The organism is Microbacterium sp. CFBP9023 (assembly GCF_034045055.1).
GTDB lineage: Bacteria > Actinomycetota > Actinomycetes > Actinomycetales > Microbacteriaceae > Microbacterium.
In genome coordinates this window covers 12,158-34,138 of the sequence record NZ_JAXCWI010000003.1, presented here as the reverse complement: position 1 = coordinate 34,138, position 21,981 = coordinate 12,158, and the positions used below count along the sequence as shown (strand labels likewise).

Below are 21,981 nucleotides of genomic sequence, written 5' to 3'. Positions count from 1 at the left end.
CTATATGCCAGTAAGTATTGGATCTCAAACGTTGTTCAGGATTACTCTCGAGGAATGGCACGACGAGGTTCATACGCGAAGGGCGTCGCCAGGCGCGAGGAGATCCTCGAGAGCGCTCTCGATGTGATCGGCCGCAAGGGCTATCAGAACGCCTCACTCAAGCAGATAGCCGAACTCGTCGGCGTCACCCCGGCCGCCCTGCTGCACTACTTCGGCAGCAAGGAGGAGCTGTTCACCGAGGTGCTGCGCACGCGCGACGAACACGACGGGATGGCGCCGCAGACCTCGAACCCCGAAGACGCGAAGTCCGCGTTCGTCGACGTCATCCGCCACAACACCGAGGTCCCGGGCGTCGTGGAGCTGTTCTCCCGACTCTCCGTCGATGCCGTCGACCCCGCGCATCCCGCGCATCAGTACTTCCTCGAGCGCAGCGAGCGACTCCGCGAGAGCATCACCGACGCCTTCGCCCACGATGCCGACCGTCGAGCCGCTCTCGATCCGGACACCATGGCGCGCGTGATCCAGGCGGTCGCCGACGGACTCCAACTGCAGTGGATGATCGATCGCTCGGTCGACATGCCCGGCATCATCAGCGCTCTGATGGATGTGCTCTACCCGCCGACCGATCAGCCCGACGCGCAACAGAGCTGAATGCGGAGAACCGCCCCTCGCGCTGTAGGCGAGGGGCGGTTCTTCGTGACGGAGAGTGCAGTCAGCGCGTCAGCGCACGTTCCCGTTCGAGCAGGTCTGCTGTGCGGCCGAGTTGCCCTTGATCGTGTCGGGCAGCGCCACCACGTTCTCGGGTGCGGCCGAGGGGTCCGGCGTCGCCGCCTCCGCTCCCGGCTCCGCCGGTGCCTGCGTTCCCGGGTCAGTGACGACGACGCCGTCGTTCTCGGTGTTCTGATGCGTGACCTGCAGCTGAGCGTTCTGGTTGATCGCGTCCCACATGGCCTCTGCTGACGTCTTGTCCGGCACGACGCGGTTGGGGTCGTCCGGGTCCGTGAAGGTCGGGTACTGCAGGAAGACGATGTCCTCGAAGGGCACGGACTTCACCGCGAGCGCGATCTGCACGATCTTCATCGGGTCGGCCAGCGACGTGCTCGCCTCGACGTTGTCGAGACCGGTCGTCGCGAGCTTCAGCATCATCGGCACGTTGCCGAGCGTCTCGCCGCTGATGAGCGTGCGCGCGAGGCTCGACATGTACTGCTGCTGGTTGCCGATGCGGCCGAGGTCGCTGCCGTCGCCGACTCCGTGTCGGGTCCGCAGGAACTGCAGCGCGGTGATGCCCTCGATCACATGGTTTCCGGCTGCGAGGTCGAGGCCCGTGTACCGGTCCTTGATCGGGGAGGCGAGGCACACCTCGACGCCGCCGATCGCGTTGGTGATCTCGATCACGCCGCCGAAGGTGACCGAGGCCGCGAACTGGATGTCCTGACCGGACAGGTCGGAGACCGTCTTCGCGACGCAGTTGAGTCCTCCGTCGGTGTAGGCGACGTTGATCTGCTGCTTGTTCATCGCGGAGTGCACCTCGCCCTCTGCGTCCTCGCACTCGGGGATCGGGACCATCATGTCGCGCGGAAGGCTGACGACGGTGATCCGGCGCGGCTCCTCCGACACATGCATGAGGAGGTTCACGTCGTTGAGGGTGCCTTCGGAGTCCGCGCCCGTGCAGCGGTCGCCGAAGTACTGCGCGTACGCCTCTTCGCACGTGTCGACACCGGTGAGCAGCAGATTGAATCCGCCCTTGTACTCACTGATGTCGGGCGGCAGCTCCTCGGTGCTGTCGAGTTCGACAGCGTTGGCCGAGACGGTGCTCGAGAGGTCGTAGACGATGTAGGAGACGACGCCGAAGCCGCTCACCAGGACGACGGCGAGACCGATCGCGATGAACTTGAGCAGTTGGCTGAGGGGGCCCGGCGTGTGGAGCTGACCGTGGCGCGCGATGGTGCGGCGGCGTCGCGTGGTGGGACTCACTCGGGGCCTTTCGGTTCAGCGTACGGCGCGGAGGCACCGTCCCTGGAATGCGGAGGGTGTGGGATTCGAACCCACGAGACATCTCTGCCCACTGGTTTTCAAGACCAGCTCCATCGGCCACTCGGACAACCCTCCCGACAGACGAATCTGCCGACAAGCCGTGAGTCTAGCCGAGTTCTATTCTCCCGCGCTGACCTGGGCGGCCGCTGGAAGCGTGTTCAGCGCCATCGCGAGACCGCCGTCCTCGACATCGCCGGTCACCTCGCCCGCGGCATCCTTCACCTCTGTCGGCGCCTGCCCCATGGCGACCGCCCGGCCGTCGAGACCCAGCGCCCAGCCGAACATGCCGATGTCGTTGCGCCCGTCGCCGGCCACGAAGACGTGCCCGCGCTCGAAGCCGAGCTCGGTGCGCACGCGCTCCAGCGCCGTGCCCTTGTCCACTCCCTGCGGTGCGATGTCGAGCCAGGCCGTCCAGCCGATCGCGTAGGAGACCTCATTCAGCCCGGCGTCCGCCACGAGGCGGTGGAAGTCCTCCTCGTCGTGCCCGGGAGAGACGACGACGACACGGGACACCGGTTCGGCGACGAGCTCTTCGAAGCCGACCTGCCGTCCGCCGTCGAGCGTCCAGTCGTCCAGGTGCTCGGTGTAGAGCCGCAGCCCTGACCCGAGCTCGACCATGTAGCGGGCTTCCGGGAGCCGCTCGCGCAGCAGAGCGAGCACAGGAGACGGATCGAACGTCTCGATGTGCCACCGCTCCCAGTCGTCTCCCACACGGCGCATGGTCACCGCACCGTTCGAGCACACCACGAAATCGGCGGTCAGCTCGAGCTGCTCGACATAGCGACGCGTCGCCATCCAGCTGCGTCCGGTGGCGATCGTGACCACATGGCCGGCGTCTCGCAGGCGCGCGACCGCCTCGGGAACACCGGGACTCATCGTCTCGTCCTGCAGGATGATCGTGCCGTCGACGTCGAGCCCGACGAGCCAGGGAGCTGTCACGCGGTCGGCTCCAGAACCTCGAGCCCACCGAGGTACGGGCGCAGCACCTCCGGCACGCGGACCGATCCGTCGGCCTGCTGGTGCGTCTCGAGCAGCGCGACGATCCATCGGGTCGTCGCGAGGGTGCCGTTGAGGGTGGCGACCGGCTGCGTCTTCGCGGTCTGCCCCTCCTGAGCCTCGGGTCGGTGGCGGATGTCGAGACGGCGCGCCTGATACGTCGTGCAGTTCGAGGTGGAGGTGAGCTCGCGGAACGCGCCCTGCGTCGGGACCCACGCCTCGATGTCGTACTTGCGTGCGGCGCTGGAGCCCAGGTCGCCGGCGGCCACGTCGATCACGCGGTAGGCGAGACCGAGCGAGGTCAGCATCTCCTCCTGCAGCGCGACGAGGCGCAGGTGCTCGGCCTCGGCGTCCTCCGGGTTGGTGTAGACGAACATCTCGAGCTTGTTGAACTGGTGCACCCGGATGATGCCGCGGGTGTCCTTGCCATGGGAGCCCGCCTCACGGCGGTAGCAGGTCGACCATCCGGCGTACCGCAGCGCGCCCTTGCCGAGGTCGAGGATCTCGTCCTTGTGGTATCCGGCGAGTGCGACCTCACTGGTGCCGACGAGGTAGAGGTCGTCGTCCTTGTCCAGGTGATACACCTCGTCGGCGTGCTCGCCGAGGAATCCGGTGCCCTGCATGATCTCCGGCCGCACCAGGGTGGGCGTGATCAGCGGGATGAAGTCGTTCTGCAGCGCCTTGTCGAGGGCGAGGTTCATGAGCGCGATCTCGAGCCGCGCTCCGATCCCGCGCAGGAAGTAGAAGCGGGCGCCCGACACCTTCGCGCCGCGCTCCATGTCGATCGCGCCGAGGATCTCGCCGAGCTCGAGGTGGTCTCGCGGCTCGAAGTCGAATGCGGGGACCTCGCCCACGCGTCGCAACTCGACGAAGTCAGCCTCGCCACCCGCGGGGACGCCGTCGACGACGACGTTCTCGATGCGTGCGAGAGCCACCGCCAGGGCGTCTGCGGCCTCATTCGCGGCCTGCTGCGCCTGCTTGACGCGCTCGGCGAGGTCTTTGACCTGAGCGACGAGTGCCGCCTTCTCCTCCTTGGGAGCCTTCGCCACCAGCTTGCCGAAGGCGTTCTGCTCGGCGCGCAGCTCTTCGAACGCGGCGAGCGCCGCTCGGCGCGATCGATCAGCCTCGAGCGCGGTGTCGACGGTGCCCTGGTCGTTGCCACGGGCGGCCTGAGAGCGGCGGACGATCTCCGGATTTTCGCGGAGGAGTGCGAGGTCGATCATCCATCAAGTCTATGGTGCGGCCCGGGCGCGTCCGCCGCGTCCGGGCGGGCCGACGCCCGGGCTAGAGTAGCGCCATGACCACGAGCGCCACCGGCCGACGCCAGGCAGCGCTCGTCTACAACCCGATCAAGGTCGACGGGAAGCAGCTGCGGGCGCGAGTCCGCGCTCTCTCGCACGAGGCCGGGTGGGAGCATCCGGCCTTCTATCCGACCACGATCGAGGATCCAGGTCAGGGTGCGACGGCCGAGGCCCTCGCACGCGGCGTGGATGTCGTGCTGGTGGCCGGCGGAGACGGCACGGTACGCGCTGTCTCCGAGGCCATCGCCAACACCGGGGTGCCGCTCGCGATCCTGCCGAGTGGCACGGGCAACCTGCTGGCGCGCAATCTCGGACTCCCGCTGGCCGACCCCGACCAGATGATCCGCGCGGCGCTGGGCGAGTTCCGCCACGCGATCGACATCGGCTGGGCGCGTCTGACGAGAGAGAGCGGGCAAGACGAGGAGCACGCCTACGTCGTGCTCGCCGGCGTCGGGCTGGATGCGGACATGATCGCCAACACGCGCCCGGACCTCAAGAAGTCGGTCGGCTGGATCGCGTACGTCGACGGCGCGGCGAGGTCGCTCGTGAGCGCCGAGCCGTTCCGATCCGTGTTCCAGATCGACGACGGCCGCCTGCACTCGACGAAGGTGCACAGCATCCTGTTCGCCAATTGCGGGACCCTGCCTGCGGGAATCGCGCTGATCCCCGACGCCTCCATCACCGACGGCGTCCTCGACGTCGCCGTGATCCAGCCGACCGGCGTCTGGGGCTGGCTCGGCGTGTGGCGCAAGATCTGGTGGGACAACTCAGTGCTGCGACGCTCGCGCGCCGGCCGTCGCGTGCTCGAGCGACGGGGCCGGGACGCATCGGTGCACTACTTCCGCGGAGCCGTCGCCGAAGCCGCGGTGACCTCTCCCACCCCGATCGAGCTCGACGGCGACGAGTTCGGGACAGCGGTGCGCATCACGTGCCGGGTCGATCCCGGGGCTCTTCTGCTGGCGCTCCCCGCCGATCACCCGGTCGCATCGCTCTGATCCACCGGCGCGCGCACTTCTTACGGCGTCAGCTGCGCACCTCGACCGTGCCGTCGAGGTTCCCGCCGACGAGCGTGAGGGTGAAGGCGTCATCATCGACGGTGTCCTCGCCGAATTCCAGGATCGTCGCGCGCGGTGCCATGTCCATGGTGCACACCTGGTCGTCGTCGGTCGTGAAGGTCGCGGTGCCCGATGCACCAGATCCCTCGACGCTCTCGACCACCGGGGGGCAGCCTGAGGAGCCCCACGTGAGCAGCACCAGCGAGCCGTCATCGAACCACCCGGCACTCGGCGTGTACTCGGTCGATGAGCCGGGGGTGCCGGTGAACGACGGGTCGCCGTCGAGCTCGACGTCGTCGACCATGTCGCCGTACGTCACCTGCAGAGTGATCTCCTTCGTCGGGTCGACTCCCTCGGGCAGTGCGCCGACGCTCGCGCGGGAGGCCAGGTCAGCGGTGCACGCCTTCTCGCCGTCCGTCTCTGACTCCGGCTCGACCAGCGTCACCGATACCGTCTGCCCCTCGGCCGTCACCGCGTCGACCTGGGGAACGCACGTCGAGGAGCCCCATGTCACCACGGCGAACATGCGGCCGTCGTCGAGCAGCGTGCCTTCGACGTCGTCCGAATCGTCGGTGCTCTGCCCGGGCCCGCTCGAGGGGTTCGAGGTCGCCTGCGATCCTGTGGCCCCGGGGCCGATCGTGCACCCCGCGATCAGCAGCAGAGCGGCCAGGGACGAGAGAGCGGCGACGACACGCGACGGGGAAGCCATGCACACAGGGTACCGGCCGCGGTCTGCCGAAAGCACCCCCCTATCGGCGCCCTATTGCAGCGCAGAGGTGAGACGGGCGAGGTTGTCGAGGACTGTCGACCGGAGCGGCTGCTGCATCCACTCCTCGAGAGTGAGCTCCCGGCTGAGCGAGCGGTAGACGTCTTCGACCGCGCGCATCTCGAGGACGAACTCCTCGCCGCGGACGAGCATCGACACCTCGAGGTTCAGACCGAATGAGCGCATGTCCATATTGCTCGAGCCGATCACGGCGACCTGGTCGTCGACGGTCAGGCTCTTCGTGTGCAGGATGTACGGCTTGCGATACATCCAGATCCGCACCCCGGCCTTCAGCAGCGCCTCGTAGTAGCTGCGCTGGGCGTGGTACACCATCGCCTGGTCGCCCTCTTCGGAGACGAACAGCTCGACCGCGACTCCCCGGTCGACCGCTGCGGTGACCGCGAGCAGCAGCGCTTCATCCGGCACGAAGTACGGGCTGACGATCATGATCTTCTCTTTGGCCGCGTAGAGCAGCCCGAGGAACAGACGCAGGTTGTTCTCGACCTCGAACCCCGGCCCCGACGGCACGACCTGGCAGTCCAGGTCGCCCGAGCCGGCCTCGGCGTGCGAGATGTCGATCTCCTGCAGAACCTCGTCGGTCTCGCTGTACCAGTCGCTGAGGAAGATGGCGTTCACGCTCAGCACGACGGGCCCGTCGATGCGGACCATGAGGTCGACCCAGTGCAGACCCCGCTTGATGTTCTTGGGAAGGTTGTAGGTCGAGTCGGTGACGTTCTGGGAGCCGAGGAACGCGACCTTGCCGTCGACCACGAGGAGCTTGCGGTGGTTGCGCAGGTCGGGCCGCTGCATGCGTCCCTTCAGCGGCTGCACCGGCAGCATCAGGTGCCAGTTCGCGCCCATCCGATTGAGCCTGGCGACGGTCTTCCGGTACTTCGGCTTCCACCTGTTCGCCCAGTGGTCCAGCAGCACGCGGACATGCACGCCGCGTTCTGCCACCTCTTCCATCGCGCGGAAGAAGTTGTCCGTCGACGCATCGGACTGGAGGATGTAGAACTCGATGTGGACGTAGTCCTGGGCCTTGCGGATCTCGTCGGCCATCGCGTCGAGCGAGTCCTGATAGTCCGCGATCAGATGCGCGCCGTTGTCGCCGGAGATCGGCAGCGCTCCGAGACGGTGGTTCATCTCGACGAGCGGGGGAAACCAGCTCGGCGCATTCGGGCGCAGGGTGCCGAAGTGCAGGTGCTCGCTCGTCTCGGCGATGTACTCGTTGATCTGATCCTGCTTGCGACGCCGCGCTCGCGGCAGCCGTGGATTTCCGATGAGCAGGAAGAGGAACACGCCGACGAACGGGATGAAGAAGACCGCGAGCAGCCAGGCCATCGCCGCCGTGGGACGCCGGTTGCGCGGGATGATGATGATCGCCGTGATGCGGATGGTCAGGTCGAGGGCGATCAGGAACGCCGCGGTCCACCAAGCCCAGATCTCGGGCGTCATCCCTCGTCCTCTCGGCCGCTCGGCACTTCGACGCCGGGCGCTTCAGTGGGCACCGATGACGGTGCGCTGGCTACACAGTAGCCGATGGTACCGACGCCGCTCAGGAGCGCGGCGGCAGACCGCGTGCGGCCCGCTCCTCGGCTTCGATCCGTGCGTGCACCTTGCGTTCGGTGCGATCGAACCGCAGGATTCCGCGGAGCACGAAGAAGAACACGACGCTCACCCCGATGGTCGGGATGAGCGACCATGCGGCTGCGAGCCAGAAGTTCTCCATGGCTCCATGGTACGCGACTCACTACCCCACTGCTCCTCCACACTCGGGCGCAGAAGGGGGATAGGCCATCGGCGCTGTGGAGACCGACCGCGAGCGTGCTCGTGCGATGAGACTCGCCGGATGACAACACTGCTCCGCGCTTCCGGCTCCGCTGAGTTCCTCAGCATCGTCCCCTCTCTCGCAGGCTTCACCCCGACTGAGAGCCTCGTCCTGCTGCCGTTCCGTGGCACCCGCACGTACGGCGCGATGCGACTCGACCTCCCCCGCAGCCACGACGACCTCGCCGACTACGCGGATGCCGCGGTCGGCCTCGTCTCGCGAGTCGAGCGGACGGATGCGGTCGCCCTCGTGGTCTATACGGATGACACCGTGCAGCGCACACGCGACGGGCTGGTGCTCCCCTTCGCCGTCGAGGTCGATGAAGTGCTGGGTCGGGCGGAGGACGCCGGACTGCGTATCGTCGACGCGCTCTGCGTGACCCCTGACGGGTGGTCGAGCTACCTCGATGGCGATCCGCAGGTCCGCCGTCTCGACCGCCTCGCACCCGAGGTGCCGGGCGTCGGTGACGTCTCCGGGGACCAGCTGTCCGGTGCTGCTCTTCCTGCGGTCGGCTTCGCCGACAAGGAGCGGGTGGGGCGCGCACTGCGTGACGTCGGCGGTCTCCTCGAACGAGGCGGCACCCCTGGGGCGACGGGCACGGAGACCCCTCAGGCGATCGCGGCGCTCGTGCTCCTCGAGGACATCCCGGCCTTCTTCGAGTCCGTTCTGGCATCCCCGGACGATCTGCCGCCGTTCGCCACCGCGGCCCTCCTCTGGTGCCTCGATCGCCCGCTCTTCCGAGACGTCGCGCTGACCCAATGGGCGACCGATGCGCGCGGCGGCGAGCGCACGCTCCAGGCGCAGCTCGACTTCGCGGGCGCGACGACCAGGGTGCCCGACGACCTGGGCGATGTCTTCCTCGGCCGGGGACCCACTCCTGATCCGCAGCGACTCGCAGTCGCCCTCTCACTCGTCCGCACGGCTGCCGCTCTCGCCCCGCCTGCGGCGAGACCCGCTCCGCTCACCGCTGCGGCATGGCTCTCGTGGGCACTCGGCCGCTCGAGCCATGCCGCGCAGTACCTCGATCTCGTGCGGGCGATCGATCCCGAGTACGGTCTTGCCGCGCTGCTCGCGTCGATGATCGACGCGGCGATGCTGCCGGAGTGGGCGTTCAGCCGCGGCGCGACGCCCGTTATTTGACGAGGGGGAAGAGGATGGTCTCGCGGATGCCGAGCCCGGTGATCGCCATCAGCAGGCGATCGATGCCCATGCCCATGCCGCCGGACGGCGGCATGCCGTGCTCGAGCGCCCGCAGGAACTCCTCATCAACCGGCATCGCCTCGACGTCACCGCGGGCGGCGAGCTTCGCCTGCTCGACGAAGCGCTCGCGCTGGATGACGGGGTCGACGAGCTCGGAGTATCCGGTCGCCAGCTCGAACCCGCGGATGTACAGATCCCACTTCTCCACGACGCCCTCGATCGAGCGGTGCTCGCGAACGAGGGGCGAGGTGTCGACGGGGAAGTCCATGACGAAGGTCGGGCGCACGAGGTCGCCCTTCACGAAGTGCTCCCACAGCTCTTCGACGAGCTTGCCGTGCGTGGCCTGAGCGGGCAGGTCCACGCCGTTCGCCTCGGCGAAGGCGATCAGGTCCTCGACCGGATCGCTCGGGGTGATCGTGCGACCGGATGCCGCCGACAGCGACTCGTACATCGAGATGCGATCCCATTCGCCACCGAGGTCGTATTCGGTGCCGTCCGCCCAGGTGACCGTGGTCGAACCGGCGACCGCGATCGCCGCCTGCTGCACCAGCTCCTGCGTCAGCGCGGCCATCTGGTTGTAGTCGCCATAGGCCTGATAGGCCTCGAGCATCGCGAACTCGGGGCTGTGGGTCGAGTCTGCGCCCTCGTTGCGGAAGTTGCGGTTGATCTCGTACACCCGCTCGATGCCGCCGACCACGGCACGCTTCAGGTACAGCTCGGGCGCGATCCGCAAGTAGAGCTCCGTGTCGAATGCGTTCGAATGGGTGACGAACGGGCGAGCGGATGCTCCACCGTGCTGCACCTGCAGCATCGGGGTCTCGACCTCGAGGTAGTCGTGGCTGCCGAACGTCGCTCGGAGGCTCGCGTTCACCGCCGCACGAGCGCGGACCGTCGTGCGCGCCTGTTCGCGGACGATCAGGTCGAGGTAGCGGCTGCGGACCCGGCCCTCTTCGCTGAGCTCCGAGTACGCATTCGGCAGCGGCAGGATCGCCTTCGAGGCGATCGCCCACCCGTCGGCCATGATCGACAGCTCGCCGCGGCGGCTGGAGATCACCTCGCCGTGCACGAAGACGTGATCCCCGAGGTCGACGTACTCCTTCCAATCGGCGAGCGACTGCTCCCCGACGTTCGCGAGCGAGATCATCGCCTGGATCCGCGAGCCGTCGCCGGCCTGCAGAGTCGCGAAGCACAGCTTGCCCGTATTGCGACTGAACACCACACGACCTGCGACTCCGACGACGACGCCCGTCTCGGCACCCGCCTCGAGCTCGCCGTACTCGGCGCGCAGCGCCGGGATCTGGTGAGTCACCGGCACGCTGACAGGGAACGCTCCCCCGCCGGCATCCGCGCGGTTCGCGACCAGACGCTCGCGCTTCGCCAGGCGCACGGCCTTCTGCTCGTGGACGTCTTCTTCGGTTGCGGCGGTGGTCGTCTCGGGCGCGGCAGACGCGTCAGTCATTCGGGGCTCCTTGAAAGTCGTGTCCAGTTTACCGAGGTCCGACCCCTCACCCTGCGGTCGAGTCTGGGTAGCCTCGAAGCATGGCAGCCACCAGACTCGCCCGCACGCTCGTCACGATCGGTCTCACCGCCGCTGCACTGCTCGTGCCCACGACACCGGCAGCTGCAGCAGCAGCGGGACCCGCACCCGCCGCCGGCGCCTCGACCGCGATCCGCGCCGACGTGGACGACTTCTCCTACGCATCGTGGGATGCACGGTACGAGGTGGGTCTCGACGACGACGGCCGCTCGCACATGCACGTCACCGAGTCCCTCACGGCTCGATTCCCCGAGGTCGATCAGAACAAGGGGATCGTCCGCGGCCTTCCGACGAGCTACGAGAACGCGTGGCTCGATGTGCGAGTGCTGTCGGTGACCTACGAGACCGGGGCCGACGTGCCCTACGAGACCGAGCAGGAGGACGGGCTGCTGCTGGTGCTCACCGGCGACGACGACTACGTGCGCGGACTCACGACCTACGTGATCGAATACGAGATGCGCGACGTGATCCTGGCGGCAGACTCCGGAGTCGACGAGTTCTACTGGGACCTCCTTCCTCTCGACAGCACGCAGCCCGTCGAGGACTTCCGTGCGGAGATCGTGTTCGACGAGACGATGACGGAGCGGATGACCGGAAACGCCCGCTGCTACACCGGCTACCAGGGATCGACGAACGAGTGCGACCTCGTCGCGTCGCCCGACGGCGCGCAGTTCGCTGTCGAGGCGAAAGAGCTCTCCCCCGGCGAGGGGATCACGGTCGCCGTCGGATTCGACCCCGGCACCGCTGTGCAGCCGTCGGCGCGGCAGCCCGATCCCGTGACCGACACCGTGCCCGCGATCGCGGCACTGGGCGGGCTCGGGCTCTCGGTCGGAAGCTGGATCGCCGTGTCGGCGTTCAAGAAGAAGCGACGCACATCCAGCGGCATCATCGTCGCGCAGTACGACGTGCCGGATTCGCTGCCGCCACTGCTGGCCGCCGGGATCGTGCCCGGCGCCAAAGACCCGATCCCCGCAGAGATCATCCACCTCGCGGTACGCGGCCTGCTGCGCATCGAGGAGGGCACCGACGTCGAGCAGCCACGGCTGCGACGCCTTCCGGGTGGGAGGATTCCTGACGAGCTCGACGCCCAGGCACTGGATGCGCTCTTCGTCGGCGCCGACGCCGCAGGAGTCGCCGAGGTTCCGAGTTCGAGCGAGGACTTCGCGGCCCGCATGAAGACGCTGTCGCAGAGCGGCATCGATGCAGCGGTGTCACGCGGCCTCACCACCAAGGCGCGCAGCAGGGGCGCGATGATCCTGCAGTGGTGTGCGATCGGCGTCGTGCTCGCAGGCTTCGCCCTCGGCCTCTGGGGGATCATCGGCGGACGTGTCACAGCGATTCCTGCGTTCGTCGCGATCGCGTTCGGTGTCTTCCTCGTTCTCCTGTCCTCCTTCTACGGCTTCTCGAAGCACACCGTCCTCACCGCCGAAGGCGCCCGACTGTACGAATACCTCATGGGCGTCAGGGAGTTCATCCGCGTCGCCGAAGCCGACCGACTCCGGATGCTCCAGTCGTACACGGGCGCCGAGAGGCGACAGGACGGCAGCGCGAACGTGATCGTCGTCTACGAGCGCCTGCTCCCCTACGCGATGCTGTTCGGCATGGAGAACGAATGGGGCGCCATTCTCGAGCAGGTGTACGCCTACGAGCAACGAGGCGCGTCGTGGATCGGGGATCCCAGCGCGCCCTTCGTCCGCGGTCAGCTCGTGGCGTTCGCTGCGACGTCGCACGCGTCCGCGACGTACGCGGCACCGAGTGCGAGCTCGTCGTCGAGCGCAGGCGGATCGTTCGGCGGCGGCTTCTCCGGCGGAGGCGGTGGAGGCGGCTTCTCGGGCGGTCGCTGACGTCAGAGCAGAGGGGGCGGCCCTGACGCATCGCGGAGCGCCCGTTCGACCGTCGACTGCACCAGGGCGGAGAGGTATCCCCCCGGGTTCTCGACGCCGAGTTCACCGAGGCGCGAGGTGGACTGCGCGATGATCGAGCGTGAGAACTCGGTGACGGTCTGGATCGCGTCGGCGTAGGCCTCCCGATCCGCCTCCGAGATCACGACCGGCTCGCATCCCATCTCGACTGCCAGAGCCTGCGCGATGGGAAGCACCGCCGCCGGAGCGGTGACCGCCGCATAGCTCGCCTGCAGCTGACGCAGATCGATCGATGTGCCCGTGAAGGCGATCGCCGGATGCACGGCGAGCGGGATCGCACCGCTCGAGGCCGCCGGTCGCAGCACCTCGATGCCGTGACCGGGGTCCGTATGCAGCACGAGCTGGCCGAGCTGCCAGCCTCCGACCTCGGCGATGCCCGCGATCAGGCCCGCCAGCTGATCGTGAGGAACGGCCACCACGACCAGCTCGCTGCGACGCACGACCTCCAGCGCATCGAGGATCGGGACGTCCGGCAGCACCGCTGACGCACGGTCGTCGTCAGAGCCGCTCGTGATGCCGATGATCGCGTGTCCTGCTCCGGCGAGAGCCGCGCCGATGACCGGCCCCACTCGTCCCGCGCCGATGATGCCGACTCCGAGGCGCCCGTCGCGGCGCGTCGGATCACTCACCGTTCGGAGCCGGCGCTGCGGGCGGGGCCGGAGGCACGGGCGGAGCGACAGGCGGAGCGGGCGGCGCGACAGGCGGAGCCGGAGGCACGACAGGCGGAGCCGGAGGCACGACAGGCGGAGCCGGAGGCACGACAGGCGGAGCCGGCTGCACGACAGGCGGAGCCGGCTGCACGACAGGCGGAGCCGGAGGAGGCAGCGGGGCCCCGGAGACGCCTGCAGCGGCATCCGCGCCGGGGACCGGGTATCCGGGAACCTGCGCTCCCTCGGCATCCGTCACGTATTCGCCCCACCGGTGGGTGTGATCGCGCGCGGCGGCGGCGACCGCTGCCGAGCTCACCCTGTCGAGCAGGTACAGCGCGTCATCGCGTTCGAGACCCGACAGATAGCCCGTGATGAGCCCCTGCACGGAGTGCACCTGCGCACCGGACACACGCTGCGCACGGTCGATCGGCCCCTGCGAGAGCGACACTCCCTGCAGCCGGGCGAGCGGGAAGATCGCCAGCTTGCGCCAGACGATGCCACGCCGGAGCAGGAGTCCGAACTCGGTCAACGCGAAGCCGTGACGCTTCCACGACACGGGCCTGCGCCACCATGCGCGCCGAGGCATCGTCCGGTACGGGTCGCCCTCGACCGGCCCGAGAATGCCGTGCTCCCACACGAGCGGGATGTCGGCGACCGGAGCATCGGGAAGGATCAGCGCGAGCACGCGTTCGACATCGGCGCGCTTGCCGACCGGCAGCACGACGCTGAACTGCTGCGCCGAACCTGACGACTGCTGAGCGGCGCTCTTGCCGCTCATGCGGTTGATCCTGATGGTCCACCAGCCGAACGGCCGCCACAGCAGCGACTGCGTGACCTCCACGGCGAAGATGCGTCCAGGCGGCAGCGTCTCGGTCACGGTCGTCAGCAGACCGTACGTGATCCGCACGCCGTCGGGCGTCGGGGCGATCGAGTAGCGCAGCGACTTCGAGATCTGCGCCCAGGTGATTCCGACGATCGCGATGATCATGGGGATCGCGATGCCCAGCGTGATCCCGAGACCGAGGAACCCGCCGATGGGGTCTCCGTCGATCAGCGAGCCGATCGCGACGCCGCCGACCGCGACCCCGAAGATGATCCCGAAGAAGATGAGCCAGAGGACGCTCGAGATGAGCTGGGAGCCGACGAGACGCCCCGTCGGGATCTTCACCACACTCTCGGGCTCGACGTCGGCGAGGTCGACGCCGCTGATCAGATCGTTGACGCCGGCGTTCATCGATCCGACGAGCTGTGCCCGTGCCGAACCGGGCGCGACCGTCCCCGAGCCTGCGGCGTCAGAGGAGCGCACGCCGGCCGCGGCGTCCGCAGCTGTGAGTCTGGCTGCGCGCGCACCCGAGGCGAGGCGCAGGATGTCGGTGCGCACCGCCTCTGCGCGCGGAGTCGCGAGGTACTCGAGCTCGACGTTGGAATCGGTGCCGGCACCGACGACCTCGAGCTTCGCGAGTCCGATGATGCGGGCGGGGAACGGACGGGTGAGGTTGACGCCCTGCACCCGGTCGAGCGGAGCGCGACGGTGCGAGCGGAAGACGATGCCCTTGCGGACCTCGACGTGGTCCCCCGTGATCCGGAACTGCTGGAAGCGCCAGACGAACCAGAAGATGAGGACGAGGACGACGACCAGTCCGAGCACGCTGAGCAGCACGATGACGATGAGGTTGTTCTGCAGCACCCAGTCGACGGGATCCCCGCCGCTGTAGTCGTACTGCGCCTCTTCGGGGGTGAAGAGGTCGACGAACCAGGCGATCAGACGGTCGCGAAGGTTGGCGATCGCGATGCCCGCGATGATGATCAGGGCCAGCCCGCCCTTGAAGAGCGGGGTGAGCGGATGCATCCGATGCCACTCGCCGTCGGCGAGGGTCTCGCGCCCGGTGGCCGCGCTGGGCCGCTCTCCCGTCGGTGCCGGCGGCTGGTGCTCGCTCACAGGCCCGTCCGGCGAGTCTCGGCGACCTCGATCAGGGTGTCCCGCAGCGCTTCTGCCGCCGTCTGGGTGAGACCGGGGATCTGCACTCCGGTCGTCGCGGCGGCGGTGACCATCTTCAGCTGGGAGATGCCGAACGCGCGATCCAGCGGCCCCTGGGTGATGTCGACGAGCTGCATACGTCCGTAGGGCACGGCGATCATGCGCTGCCAGAGGATGCCCTTGCGGAAGACGATGTCGTCTTCGCGGAGCATGTATCCGATGGCCCTCGCCTGCCTCGGCAGGATGACCATGGTGATCAGCGTGATGAGCACGACGACACCCGCCGGGATCCACGCCCAGGTCTGATGCAGCACGAGCGCGAGAACCGCCGCGACCGCGAGGACGACGGCGATGAAGATCAGGTTCTGCACGTTCTGCGAGACCACGTAGCGAGGGGAGATCTGATGCCAGGTCCCGTCGAGCTCGAGTCTCGCCTCGCTGCGCGCGGTGCGCAGCTGCGAGTACGTGCCCTGGTCGAGGGCCGCGCGGTCAGTGACCTCCGCCGAGTTCAGCGGGGCCGGGATCCCCGGCTCGATCTCTGGGTTCTGAGTCATCAGGATCCTTCGGAAGTATGCAGAACTGTTCGGCGATGAGCGCGGCGACGGCCAGCACGACCGCGCTTCCGATCAGTGCCAGCATCGCCACAGTCGACCCTACCGGGGGATCGATCGGCCGGGAGAGGAGGAACGCCAAGAGGCCCGCTCCGAACCCCGCCATGATCGCCCCGACGAGACTGGACGCGCGGGCCAGCGTCACCGCGCGCGTCGCACGGAACGGATCGATGCGGACGCCGTTGCGAACACTCGCGCGCACGGGCCAGGCGACGCCCAGCGAGGCTGCGCCGATGAGCAGGAGCAGCACGGGCAGCAGCAACGACGGCGTGAAGGTCGTGCGGCCCATCGCCGTCAGCATGTGGTCGAGGACGAAGCCCCCGCCGGCGGCGAGCACGGCGAGGAGCACGAGGAGTCCGATCGAGGTGCGCTTCATCGCTGCTCCCGGCGTCGCAGATCCGCGACGAGGTCGGCGACCCGACCCGCACCGGGAAGCACTGCGTCGCGATCGAGTTCGAGCCACGGCTCGAGGACGAACAACCTCTCGAACGCACGGGGATGCGGCAGCTGCAGTCCGTCACCCTCCGCCGACTCGTCACCGTAGGCGATCAGGTCGAGGTCGAGTGTCCGATCGCCCCATCTCTCCAGGCGCTCGCGGCCGTGCTCGTCTTCGATCGCGTGCAGCATGCCGAGCAGGATCGACGGAGCGAGGCGGGTGGTGACCAGGGCGACCGCGTTCACATACCCCGGGGCGTCGGGATCCGGCCCGTCGAGCCGCAGCGCGACGGTTTCGATCAACGAGGACAACCGCACGTCTCTGACCAGCGGCAGTCGCGAGATGCGCTCGGCGGCGGCGCGGATCGTGCCTTCGCGATCACCGAGATTCGCGCCGAAGGCGACGACCGCGACGGCATCCTCGCGCCCGGGTCGCGGGCCGGGGAGACTCGGCGGGTTCGCCAGATTGCGACTCATCGCGACTCCTCCTCGGCGAACTGCTGTCGCGCCCGGTGCACGGTGACGGCGACGTCCGAGAAGGTCAGGGCGATCGGAGCATGCGGCTTGTGCACCGTGACGGTGACGGAGTGCACCCGGGCGTCGGCGAGCGCGACAGCCGCGATGCGATCGGCGAGCGTCTCGATGAGGTTCACCGGCTCGCCCGCGACGACCTCTGCGACTCTCTCGGCGAGCTCTCCGTAGTGCACCGTGTCGGCCACGTCGTCCGATGACGCCGCATCGTCCAGCGGCATCCGAAGGCGCAGATCGATCGTGAACTCCTGACCGTTCTCCCGCTCGTGGTCGTACACGCCGTGCCGACCGAACACGGTCAGTCCGGTGAGGACGATCTCGTCGAGGACATCCATGGTTCATCCCTCCCAGGCATGCACGATGGCCAGAGCATCGCGGGTGGCACCGACGTCGTGGACTCTGACGGCCCAGACTCCGGCGCGGGCGGCGAGGGCGCTCGTGACCGCTGTCGCGAGGTCGCGACGCGCCTCGGACACCGCCGCAGGGTCGGCGCCGATGGTCTCCGCGAGGAACCTCTTCCGGGAGGTGCCCACGAGCACGCGTGGCCCCAGCGCGACGATCTCGTCGAGGCCGCGGAGGACGCCCCAGTTCTGGCCGCCCTTCTTCGAGAATCCGATCCCCGGGTCGACGATCAGGCGCGACGGCGCGATTCCCGCAGCCGCGGCCTCGCCCATGCGCTCGCGCAGCTCTCCCGCGACCTCGCGGGCGGCACGACGATACTCGGCGTGCTCGTACATGTCAGCGGAGAAACCACGCCAGTGGCCGATCGCATAGTCCGCGCCGGACTCGGCGACGGCAGCCAGCATGTCGGGGTCGGCGAGCCCGCCGGAGACGTCGTTGACGATCCGAGCGCCCGCTCGGACGGCCGCCGCCGCAGTCGACGCGTTGATGGTGTCGATGCTCACAGGCGCGCCCTCAGCGACGAGTCGCTCGATCACGGGGAGCACGCGCTCCTGCTCGATCTCCGCCCCCACGCGCTTGGCTCCCGGCCTCGTCGACTCGCCGCCGACGTCGAGCACGGTGGCTCCCTCGGTCCGCAGCCGCAGGCCGTGTTCGACGGCCCGATCCACGTCGAGATACCGACCGCCGTCGCTGAACGAGTCGGGCGTGACGTTGACGATCCCCCAGATCCCCGTCATGCGTGCCCCGCGCTCGGGGCGCCGATCAGCGCGATGAGCTCCGCCCTCGCGATCGGGTCCGTGTACTCGCCGCGGGCGGCGATGGTCAGCGTGGACGCCTCCGGCTGCCGTCCTCCGCGCATCGTCACACAGCCGTGGCTGGCATCCAGCACGACGAGCACTCCGCGGGTGTCGAGGTGCTCCGCGATGGTGTCGGCGATCTGCTCGCCGAGTCGTTCCTGCACCTGGGGGCGGGTGGCGAGGATCTCGACGACGCGCACGAGCGCACCCAGCCCGACCACCTGCTCGCCCGGAAGGTAGGCGATGTGCGCGCGCCCCGCGAACGGCAGCAGGTGGTGCTCGCACACCGACCGGAATCGGATGTCCCGCAGCAGCACGGCACCCGAGGGGAGCGTGTCGGGTGCGGGACCCCGGGCGACGCTGATCGTGTGCGCGAGAGGCGCTGCGGGGTCTTCGCCGACCCCGGCGAAGAACTCCGCATACAGATCGCCCATCCGCGTCGGCGTCTGCTTCAGCCCGGGACGGTCAGGGTCTTCGCCGATCGCCTCGAGCAGTTCCCTGGTGAGTCGCTCGACACGCGCGCGGTCGACAGACACGGGTCAGGCCGTCGCTGGTCGAGCCTGACCGGCTCCCGCCGATCCTGGCTGTGTGCGCGGAGCCGACGCCGGCGCCTGGATCGAAGCAGCCAGCGAGACGTCCTTCTTCGGGACCTCGATCGGGGGACGCTCCGAGACGGGGCGGTCTTCGCTCGAGAGCCACAGCGGACGTTCGGGGAGCTTCTTCACCTCGGTGAAGATCTCGGCGATCTGATTGTGGTCCAGCGTCTCCTCCTCGAGGAGGGCCAGAGCGAGCCTGTCGAGGATGTCGCGGTTGGCGCTGATGACCTCGTACGCCTCGTTGTGCGCCTGCTCGATGAGTGCGCGCACCTCGGCATCCACCCGCTCCGCGACCTTCTCGGAGTACTCGCGGCCACGGCCCATGTCGCGCGCGACGAACATGTCGCCACCCTCGGAACCGAGCTTGACCGGACCCACCTGGGTGGTCATGCCGTACTCGATGACCATCTTGCGGGCGATCGAGGTCGCCTTCTCGATGTCGTTCGAGGCACCGGTGGTCGGGTCGTGGAAGATGATCTCCTCGGCGACGCGGCCACCCATCGCGTACGTGAGCTGATCCTGCAGCTCGTTGCGCGTGACGGAGTACTTGTCGTCGAGCGGCAGCACCATCGTGTAGCCGAGGGCCTTGCCGCGAGGCAGGATCGTGATCTTCGTCACGGGGTCGGTGTAGTTCATCGCCGCAGCTGCGAGAGCGTGACCGCCCTCGTGATACGCGGTGATGAGCTTCTCCTTGTCCTTCATCACGCGGGTGCGACGCTGAGGGCCGGCGATCACACGGTCGATGGCCTCGTCGAGCGCGCGGTTGTCGACCAGCTGCGCGTTCGAGCGGGCGGTCAGCAGCGCGGCCTCATTGAGGACGTTCGCGAGATCGGCACCCGTGAATCCGGGAGTCTTGCGGGCGACGACCTCGAGGTCGACGCTCTTCGACAGCGGCTTGCCCTTGCTGTGCACCTCGAGGATCTTCTGGCGGCCGCGGAGGTCAGGGGCGTCGACGCCGATCTGGCGGTCGAAGCGGCCCGGACGCAGCAGCGCGGGGTCGAGGATGTCGGGACGGTTCGTCGCGGCGATCACGATGACGTTCGCGTTCGGGTCGAAGCCGTCCATCTCGACGAGCATCTGGTTGAGCGTCTGCTCGCGCTCGTCGTTTCCGCCGCCCATGCCGGCACCGCGGTGACGACCGACGGCGTCGATCTCATCGATGAAGATGATGGCGGGAGAGTTCTCCTTCGCCACGTTGAACAGGTCGCGCACTCGCGATGCGCCGACACCGACGAACATCTCGACGAAGTCGGAACCCGAGATCGAGTAGAACGGGGCTCCCGCCTCGCCGGCGACCGCGCGGGCGAGCAGCGTCTTTCCGGTTCCGGGAGGGCCGTACAGCAGCACGCCCTTCGGGATGCGGGCGCCGATGGCCTGGAACTTGGCCGGGTCCTGGAGGAACTCCTTGATCTCGTGGAGCTCCTCGATCGCCTCATCCGCACCGGCGACGTCGGCGAAGGTGACGGTCGGGGTCTCCTTGTTGACGAGCTTGGCCTTGGACTTGCCGAACTGCATGACCTTGCCGCCGCCGCCCTGCATCGACGACAGGAGCCACCAGAACAGCAGGCCGAGCAGCACGAGAGGAAGAAGAAGGGAGAGGATGCCGTCGAACCAGGTCGCACGCGGAACGGCATCGTTGAAGCCGTCCTTCGGGTCGGCGTCGTTGATCGCCGTGACCACTTCTTCGGCCCGGGCGTCGACGTAGTAGAACTGCACCTTGTCCGCGCCCTCGAAGGCCTTGGACAGGGTCATGTCGACCCGCTGGTCGCCGTCGGTGTTGACGACCTCGGTCACCGTCTTGCCGCCGAGCAGCTCGAGACCCTCCTGGGTCGTGATCTGCTTGGGGGCGCCGAGGTTCGAGATCAGCAGGAAGCCGCCGAACAGCAGCAGTCCGATCAGAGCGACGTAGATCAGCGGGTTCCGCGTGAGCTTCTTGACATCCATGGTCGGATCAGCGTATCGCGCGCGCCCTAGGTGGCCGCTGTGCGTTCACCCACGGCGTAGCGGGTGCGCCGGAGCGTCCGCTCAGCTGTAGACGTGCGGGGCCAGCACGGCCACATCGCGCAGGTTGCGGTAGCGCTCGTCGTAGTCGAGGCCGTAGCCGACCACGAAGTCGGTCGGGATGTCGAAGCCGACGTACTTGCAGTCGATGACCACCTTCGCGGCCTCGGGCTTGCGGAGGAGGGCGAGCACCTCGATGGACTCCGCACCGCGCGACTCGAAGTTCTCGAGCAGCCAGCTGAGGGTCAGACCCGAGTCGATGATGTCCTCGACGATCAGCACGTGCTTGCCGTTCAGGTCGGTATCGAGGTCCTTGCGGATCTGCACGACACCACTCGACTTGGTGCTCGCACCGTAGCTCGAGACGGCCATCCAGTCCATCGGAGCGTGGAACGGAAGTGCGCGGGCGAAGTCGGCCATGACCATGACCGCGCCCTTGAGCACGCCGACGAGGATGATCTCCTTGCCCTCGTAATCGATCGCCACCTGGGCCGCGAGCTCATCGAGCTTCGCGATGATCTCCTCCTCTGTGACGAGGATCTGAGCAAGGTCGTCCTGGATCTCCGCGGCGCGCATGGATCGATTTTAGGCGACGCATCACCATGGTCCTGCACAGCATCCGCAGATCGTCGACCAGAATTCCGGATGCGCGCCGGCATCCCCACTACTCTGACGGTGTGACGGGCGGACGCCCCGGACGGAAGGATTCACCCATGGCTCTCGACGACATCCTGAAGCAGGTCCCGATCGACGACATCGCCGCGAAGCTCGGAGTCTCCCCCGACGTCGCCAAGGAGGCGGTCGAACAGGGCGGAGCGGTGCTGCTCGGCGGCCTCGCCAAGAACGCCTCGACCGCTGAGGGCTCCTCCGCGATCGAGAACGCGCTCAAGCGCCACGAGGGACGGACCGGTGCGGCGAAGGTCGACGACATCGATCAGACCGACGGCGGCAAGATCGTCTCGCACATCCTCGGCGACGACGAGCAGAAGGTCGCCCAGAAGCTCACCGAATCGAAGGAGACCGCCGGCATCGACTTCGGCAAGCTCCTTCCGATCCTCGCTCCGATCGTGATGGGCCTGATCGCCAACGCCACCAGGGACAAGTCCGCGAAGTCCGCGCCTGCAGAGTCGCAGTCGGGCGGCGGCGGAATCGGTGACGTCATCGGCGGCATCCTCGGCAGCGGAAGCTCGTCCGGCGGCGGCGGAATCGGAGACATCCTCGGCGGCATCCTCGGCGGCGGAAGCTCGTCGGGCGGCGGCGGAATCGGAGACATCCTCGGCGGCCTGCTGGGCGGAAAGAAGTAGCCCCGCCAGCCTGCTGGACGACACCCCTGCGGTCCCC

At 68.2% G+C, this 21,981-nt stretch carries 22 protein-coding genes and 1 tRNA gene; 5 read left to right on the top strand and 18 right to left on the bottom strand.

What is annotated here, in order from left to right:
• Positions 1-54: 54 nt before the first annotated feature.
• Complete coding sequence (locus SOM10_RS14875; RefSeq protein WP_320490785.1) at positions 55-651, top strand: TetR/AcrR family transcriptional regulator; 597 nt, start codon at positions 55-57, stop codon at positions 649-651.
• Between the two features lie 69 nt (positions 652-720).
• Here the strand turns inward: SOM10_RS14875 and SOM10_RS14870 are convergent, their stop codons facing one another.
• From SOM10_RS14870 to serS, 4 genes are all read right to left on the bottom strand, one after another.
• Positions 721-1,974 carry an LCP family protein gene (locus SOM10_RS14870; RefSeq protein WP_053098742.1) on the bottom strand — a complete coding sequence of 418 codons (1,254 nt, stop codon included), beginning with the start codon at positions 1,972-1,974 and terminating at the stop codon, positions 721-723.
• 50 nt (positions 1,975-2,024) lie between these two features.
• Positions 2,025-2,109: transfer RNA gene (locus SOM10_RS14865), tRNA-Ser, on the bottom strand.
• Positions 2,110-2,151: 42 nt separating this feature from the next.
• On the bottom strand, positions 2,152-2,973 hold the full coding sequence (locus tag SOM10_RS14860; RefSeq protein WP_053098741.1) for an HAD family hydrolase: 822 nt from the start codon (positions 2,971-2,973) through the stop codon (positions 2,152-2,154).
• On the bottom strand, positions 2,970-4,253 hold the full coding sequence (gene serS, locus SOM10_RS14855; RefSeq protein ID WP_053098740.1) for a serine--tRNA ligase: 1,284 nt from the start codon (positions 4,251-4,253) through the stop codon (positions 2,970-2,972). The genes SOM10_RS14860 and serS overlap by 4 nt, the downstream gene beginning before the upstream one ends.
• Before the next feature lie 74 nt (positions 4,254-4,327).
• On the opposite strand from serS, the gene SOM10_RS14850 reads away from it, so the two are divergent.
• Positions 4,328-5,326 (top strand): diacylglycerol/lipid kinase family protein, encoded by a 999-nt coding sequence (locus tag SOM10_RS14850; protein WP_320490783.1) that lies wholly within the window; start codon positions 4,328-4,330, stop codon positions 5,324-5,326.
• 28 nt (positions 5,327-5,354) lie between these two features.
• On the opposite strand, the gene SOM10_RS14845 is transcribed toward SOM10_RS14850, so the two are convergent.
• The 3 genes from SOM10_RS14845 to SOM10_RS14835 form a co-directional block, all read right to left on the bottom strand.
• Positions 5,355-6,095, bottom strand: coding sequence for a hypothetical protein (locus tag SOM10_RS14845; RefSeq protein WP_320490782.1), 741 nt, complete (start codon positions 6,093-6,095; stop codon positions 5,355-5,357).
• A gap of 51 nt (positions 6,096-6,146) precedes the next feature.
• Entirely contained in the window at positions 6,147-7,607 is a 1,461-nt protein-coding gene (gene cls / locus SOM10_RS14840) for a cardiolipin synthase (protein ID WP_320490781.1), read from the bottom strand.
• Between the two features lie 100 nt (positions 7,608-7,707).
• A complete protein-coding gene (locus tag SOM10_RS14835) occupies positions 7,708-7,881 on the bottom strand; it encodes a hypothetical protein (RefSeq protein WP_171821981.1) in 174 nt (57 codons plus the stop codon).
• 120 nt (positions 7,882-8,001) lie between these two features.
• Between SOM10_RS14835 and SOM10_RS14830 the strand changes: the two genes are divergently transcribed.
• Positions 8,002-9,120 carry a DUF4192 family protein gene (locus SOM10_RS14830; protein WP_320490779.1) on the top strand — a complete coding sequence of 373 codons (1,119 nt, stop codon included), beginning with the start codon at positions 8,002-8,004 and terminating at the stop codon, positions 9,118-9,120.
• On the opposite strand, the gene lysS is transcribed toward SOM10_RS14830, so the two are convergent.
• Positions 9,113-10,639, bottom strand: a complete 1,527-nt coding sequence (lysS, locus tag SOM10_RS14825) for a lysine--tRNA ligase (protein WP_053098735.1) — start codon at positions 10,637-10,639, stop codon at positions 9,113-9,115. The two genes, SOM10_RS14830 and lysS, sit on opposite strands and share 8 nt — an antisense overlap.
• Positions 10,640-10,719: 80 nt before the next feature.
• On the opposite strand from lysS, the gene SOM10_RS14820 reads away from it, so the two are divergent.
• Positions 10,720-12,561: a DUF2207 domain-containing protein gene (locus tag SOM10_RS14820; protein ID WP_320490777.1), complete on the top strand. Its 1,842-nt coding sequence runs from the start codon at positions 10,720-10,722 to the stop codon at positions 12,559-12,561.
• 2 nt (positions 12,562-12,563) lie between these two features.
• Here the strand turns inward: SOM10_RS14820 and SOM10_RS14815 are convergent, their stop codons facing one another.
• The 10 genes from SOM10_RS14815 to hpt all read right to left on the bottom strand — a co-directional run bounded on the left by SOM10_RS14815 (position 12,564) and on the right by hpt (position 21,216).
• Positions 12,564-13,268 carry a DUF2520 domain-containing protein gene (locus SOM10_RS14815; RefSeq protein ID WP_295100465.1) on the bottom strand — a complete coding sequence of 235 codons (705 nt, stop codon included), beginning with the start codon at positions 13,266-13,268 and terminating at the stop codon, positions 12,564-12,566.
• The gene (locus tag SOM10_RS14810; RefSeq protein ID WP_320490774.1) at positions 13,261-15,228 is read right to left on the bottom strand and encodes a PH domain-containing protein; all 1,968 of its coding nucleotides are present in this window, start codon (positions 15,226-15,228) and stop codon (positions 13,261-13,263) included. Before SOM10_RS14810 ends, SOM10_RS14815 begins: the two co-directional genes overlap by 8 nt.
• Complete coding sequence (locus tag SOM10_RS14805) at positions 15,225-15,821, bottom strand: PH domain-containing protein (protein ID WP_320490772.1); 597 nt, start codon at positions 15,819-15,821, stop codon at positions 15,225-15,227. The genes SOM10_RS14810 and SOM10_RS14805 overlap by 4 nt, the downstream gene beginning before the upstream one ends.
• Complete coding sequence (locus tag SOM10_RS14800; protein WP_053098731.1) at positions 15,757-16,254, bottom strand: DUF3180 domain-containing protein; 498 nt, start codon at positions 16,252-16,254, stop codon at positions 15,757-15,759. The genes SOM10_RS14805 and SOM10_RS14800 overlap by 65 nt, the downstream gene beginning before the upstream one ends.
• A complete protein-coding gene (gene folK / locus SOM10_RS14795) occupies positions 16,251-16,790 on the bottom strand; it encodes a 2-amino-4-hydroxy-6-hydroxymethyldihydropteridine diphosphokinase (RefSeq protein ID WP_320490770.1) in 540 nt (179 codons plus the stop codon). Before folK ends, SOM10_RS14800 begins: the two co-directional genes overlap by 4 nt.
• Positions 16,787-17,179: a dihydroneopterin aldolase gene (gene folB, locus SOM10_RS14790; protein ID WP_056276771.1), complete on the bottom strand. Its 393-nt coding sequence runs from the start codon at positions 17,177-17,179 to the stop codon at positions 16,787-16,789. Before folB ends, folK begins: the two co-directional genes overlap by 4 nt.
• Positions 17,180-17,182: 3 nt before the next feature.
• Positions 17,183-17,983 (bottom strand): dihydropteroate synthase, encoded by an 801-nt coding sequence (folP, locus tag SOM10_RS14785; RefSeq protein ID WP_320490769.1) that lies wholly within the window; start codon positions 17,981-17,983, stop codon positions 17,183-17,185.
• Positions 17,980-18,579 carry a GTP cyclohydrolase I gene (gene folE / locus SOM10_RS14780; RefSeq protein ID WP_053098727.1) on the bottom strand — a complete coding sequence of 200 codons (600 nt, stop codon included), beginning with the start codon at positions 18,577-18,579 and terminating at the stop codon, positions 17,980-17,982. The genes folP and folE overlap by 4 nt, the downstream gene beginning before the upstream one ends.
• Before the next feature lie 3 nt (positions 18,580-18,582).
• On the bottom strand, positions 18,583-20,583 hold the full coding sequence (gene ftsH, locus SOM10_RS14775; protein ID WP_056276765.1) for an ATP-dependent zinc metalloprotease FtsH: 2,001 nt from the start codon (positions 20,581-20,583) through the stop codon (positions 18,583-18,585).
• Positions 20,584-20,664: 81 nt separating this feature from the next.
• Complete coding sequence (gene hpt / locus SOM10_RS14770) at positions 20,665-21,216, bottom strand: hypoxanthine phosphoribosyltransferase (RefSeq protein ID WP_053098725.1); 552 nt, start codon at positions 21,214-21,216, stop codon at positions 20,665-20,667.
• A gap of 137 nt (positions 21,217-21,353) precedes the next feature.
• Here hpt and SOM10_RS14765 point away from each other — a divergent pair, with 137 nt between their 5' ends.
• On the top strand, positions 21,354-21,944 hold the full coding sequence (locus SOM10_RS14765; protein WP_320490768.1) for a DUF937 domain-containing protein: 591 nt from the start codon (positions 21,354-21,356) through the stop codon (positions 21,942-21,944).
• Positions 21,945-21,981: the final 37 nt, after the last annotated feature.

What these genes read in the sequence shown, in the direction of transcription:
- SOM10_RS14875 (WP_320490785.1), top strand. Translation starts at nt 55, where the DNA reads ATGGCACGACGAGGTTCATACGCGAAGGGCGTCGCCAGGCGCGAGGAG.
- serS (WP_053098740.1), bottom strand. Translation starts at nt 4,253, where the DNA reads ATGATCGACCTCGCACTCCTCCGCGAAAATCCGGAGATCGTCCGCCGC.
- SOM10_RS14850 (WP_320490783.1), top strand. Translation starts at nt 4,328, where the DNA reads ATGACCACGAGCGCCACCGGCCGACGCCAGGCAGCGCTCGTCTACAAC.
- SOM10_RS14845 (WP_320490782.1), bottom strand. Translation starts at nt 6,095, where the DNA reads ATGGCTTCCCCGTCGCGTGTCGTCGCCGCTCTCTCGTCCCTGGCCGCT.
- cls (WP_320490781.1), bottom strand. Translation starts at nt 7,607, where the DNA reads ATGACGCCCGAGATCTGGGCTTGGTGGACCGCGGCGTTCCTGATCGCC.
- SOM10_RS14835 (WP_171821981.1), bottom strand. Translation starts at nt 7,881, where the DNA reads ATGGAGAACTTCTGGCTCGCAGCCGCATGGTCGCTCATCCCGACCATC.
- SOM10_RS14830 (WP_320490779.1), top strand. Translation starts at nt 8,002, where the DNA reads ATGACAACACTGCTCCGCGCTTCCGGCTCCGCTGAGTTCCTCAGCATC.
- lysS (WP_053098735.1), bottom strand. Translation starts at nt 10,639, where the DNA reads ATGACTGACGCGTCTGCCGCGCCCGAGACGACCACCGCCGCAACCGAA.
- SOM10_RS14820 (WP_320490777.1), top strand. Translation starts at nt 10,720, where the DNA reads ATGGCAGCCACCAGACTCGCCCGCACGCTCGTCACGATCGGTCTCACC.
- SOM10_RS14805 (WP_320490772.1), bottom strand. Translation starts at nt 15,821, where the DNA reads ATGACTCAGAACCCAGAGATCGAGCCGGGGATCCCGGCCCCGCTGAAC.
- SOM10_RS14800 (WP_053098731.1), bottom strand. Translation starts at nt 16,254, where the DNA reads ATGAAGCGCACCTCGATCGGACTCCTCGTGCTCCTCGCCGTGCTCGCC.
- folK (WP_320490770.1), bottom strand. Translation starts at nt 16,790, where the DNA reads ATGAGTCGCAATCTGGCGAACCCGCCGAGTCTCCCCGGCCCGCGACCC.
- folB (WP_056276771.1), bottom strand. Translation starts at nt 17,179, where the DNA reads ATGGATGTCCTCGACGAGATCGTCCTCACCGGACTGACCGTGTTCGGT.
- folP (WP_320490769.1), bottom strand. Translation starts at nt 17,983, where the DNA reads ATGACGGGGATCTGGGGGATCGTCAACGTCACGCCCGACTCGTTCAGC.
- ftsH (WP_056276765.1), bottom strand. Translation starts at nt 20,583, where the DNA reads ATGGATGTCAAGAAGCTCACGCGGAACCCGCTGATCTACGTCGCTCTG.
- hpt (WP_053098725.1), bottom strand. Translation starts at nt 21,216, where the DNA reads ATGCGCGCCGCGGAGATCCAGGACGACCTTGCTCAGATCCTCGTCACA.
- SOM10_RS14765 (WP_320490768.1), top strand. Translation starts at nt 21,354, where the DNA reads ATGGCTCTCGACGACATCCTGAAGCAGGTCCCGATCGACGACATCGCC.